Annotated in this window: 4 protein-coding genes; all 4 read left to right on the top strand. The window is 34.9% G+C overall.

Annotated features, from left to right (window positions below; translation table 11 throughout):
- Positions 1-493 (top strand): DNA cytosine methyltransferase (locus RWM19_RS08995; protein ID WP_313986188.1); only part of this gene is annotated, 493 nt, incomplete at its 5' end.
- The gene (locus RWM19_RS08990; RefSeq protein ID WP_268717871.1) at positions 490-1,458 is read left to right on the top strand and encodes a hypothetical protein; all 969 of its coding nucleotides are present in this window, start codon (positions 490-492) and stop codon (positions 1,456-1,458) included. The genes RWM19_RS08995 and RWM19_RS08990, both read left to right, overlap by 4 nt.
- 226 nt (positions 1,459-1,684) lie before the next feature.
- Positions 1,685-1,912, top strand: coding sequence for a hypothetical protein (locus RWM19_RS08985; protein ID WP_268717872.1), 228 nt, complete (start codon positions 1,685-1,687; stop codon positions 1,910-1,912).
- A 263-nt stretch (positions 1,913-2,175) separates the two neighbouring features.
- Positions 2,176-2,512 (top strand): hypothetical protein (locus RWM19_RS08980; protein WP_399553453.1); only part of this gene is annotated, 337 nt, incomplete at its 3' end.

The raw sequence follows: 2,512 nt of genomic DNA, 5'->3' as shown, positions 1-2,512 counted from the left end.
GTCATATGATATTCCAGAAAGGCAATATCTTCCAGAAAAGAGATTGTGCGAAATAATTGAAAAAGAAGTAGATGACTCATTTGATTTTACAGAAGATACTCTTGAACGAATTAAGAATAGCCAGTATGTAAATAGGTATTATAATGGGGTTCAAATTTTATATAATCAGTCAGGTGGTGCTCGAATGGGATATTCTATATTTGGCACAGAAGGCACGGCGCCAACCTTAACAGCATCGACTAGTCGACATTATGAACGTTATAAGATTGGAGATAGATTTAGAAGATTGACAAATGTTGAGTATGCGAGAATTCAGGGATTTCCTGATCATCATTGCGATGCGACAAAAGTTTACAATCAGTACAAGTTATATGGAAATGCTGTTCCACCACAAATTATAGATTATGCAATGAAAAAATTACTATCAGGAAAGACAATTACAATTGAGTCTACTAACCTTTCGTTATTTGATTTTATGGAGGAAACAAAATGACATTAGAACATAAAAAAGAAATGATTAAATCAAATATTGATTTAATTCAAGAAAAAATAAACCAGGTATTAGATGGGAATCACCTTGGCGATATTAGTTCTATTTTGAAACGTATAGACAGCACTGGAAATCTGCCATCATGGTTTAATACATTGCAGAATGAAGGTCGTTTGCCAAATCTTGATGGAAAGACGGTTGGAAGTGTTATTGAAAAACTACTTGTTTGTGTGCTTGAGAAGTATGTATTTAATTCAGAAGTAGCACTTAATGTTAATCCTGCAAAGGGGGTTGATATTCCAGAATTGGAATTAGGCGTCAAGTCTCCATCTACGAATTATTACACAAGTGAGCCTTATTTTTCTGCATATGAAAGATTGTTGGGAAATGAATATGATGCAATTATTCTATTAACAAACTATCAAGAAGCAAAGAAAAGAACACCATTTAGATTGCAGATTCTTGAAATTAAATATTTGAATAAAACTGAAATTGCTGATTCAAAACTCTGTACTATGGCGAAAAGTATTAGAAATTTATATAGCGATGAATTGATTTTGAAAAAGACAATGAGATTTTTATCATATGTAAATCAAAGTGATTGGGAAGCAAATGCGATAGTAAAATTAATGGAAAGCGTATTGATTGATGGTAAAAATCTAGTTACCACAATACATCTGATTGAAAAAGATTTTGATAAGAAAAACAAAAAAGCATTGAAAGATGGAAAGACACCTATTCCTCAAGAATCATTGGAAAGAATTTTAGGGATAAAAGAAATGACGCCGGATATACAAGCAATTATTAATGCGGCAGAAAATTGGGTAATTCTCACGCAGAAAGATAATGGTAGGTATCCAAATGATAATGAGTGGAATAGATTTTTACGTAGTCCATTAGATGGGAAAATAGGAATGAGCTTTGCATTACAGTGGAGATATAATTTTGGAAGTTTGTTCAGCGATTAATTCCTTTTTCAAAATCTATGGATTGAGCATTGTTGTAAATTGAATAGAAATATAAATTAATATATTAAATTCAAAAGACAATGTTAACGCATAGTGGAAACGAGTAAGAGCAATCAGAAATGGTTGCTCTTACTTTTTTATCTTTGTTCTAAAAAACGTTGTCTTTCTATTCTTCCAATGGCTATTGTATACCGGCTCTTTTCGTATCAAGCGAAAAGGAAGGTATATGACAGAAATTCGTTACAACAATCCGTACCTGGATGGTCCTGTGGTCTTGCAGATTGAGGAAGATGATACAGAGGCTATAGAAGAACTGGTATATATTCTCGATGATGATACTAGACAGACAAAGAACCTTGAGAAGAAGGAAGCAAGGCATTTTGGTTATCACATAGGGGGAGGCATTTATGAAGGTATGGATCTGGCAACCAAAGAGGACGTGGCTGAAGACTAGGCAAGGCGTGAGATGGAAAGGCTTATTGATGAGTGACTTCGTGAGAATCTCACACCTGTGCTGTATCGGAGATTCGTCATGTTCATGGATGGTTTTTCAATCCGTGATATCGCAAGGTATGAGGACATTGATTACAGTTCTGCGAATAAGTCTATCAAGGCGGTATAGAAAAAATTGAAAAAAGTTTTGCAGAACAACCCTTCAAATGTCCATATTATGGAAAGGGATAATTCTCAAATATTTGAGGAAAGGAGGGAAAGTATATGTATGAATCTTTACAACAGGAGTTAAAGGAATATCAGTATTTCTGTGGATGGAAGTATGAGATTGTCAAAGTTAACCGAATCAAGGTGCCAAAGCGCATTAAAGGACATAATGCTGATACAAGAAATTTAAGTGAGTTCTCTACCCTTTCAAAGGTACTGGAGCAAATAGGTTCATTGGATGGTATCGGCATTGCACTTGCAGGAGACATAGCCGCCATTGATATCGACCATTATATCAAGGATGAAAAGTTGTCAGAAATGGCAGGGGATATTATCACACTCGCTGCAATCACTGGCAGCATTGCAGAGGCAGCTTATGGTATTCCTGATTGGA

The organism is uncultured Solobacterium sp. (genome assembly GCF_963517755.1).
Lineage (GTDB): Bacteria > Bacillota_I > Bacilli_A > Erysipelotrichales > Erysipelotrichaceae > Bulleidia.
This window is presented reverse-complemented; position numbering and strand designations above follow the sequence as displayed.

What these genes read in the sequence shown, in the direction of transcription:
- RWM19_RS08985 (WP_268717872.1), top strand. Translation starts at nt 1,685, where the DNA reads ATGACAGAAATTCGTTACAACAATCCGTACCTGGATGGTCCTGTGGTC.
- RWM19_RS08990 (WP_268717871.1), top strand. Translation starts at nt 490, where the DNA reads ATGACATTAGAACATAAAAAAGAAATGATTAAATCAAATATTGATTTA.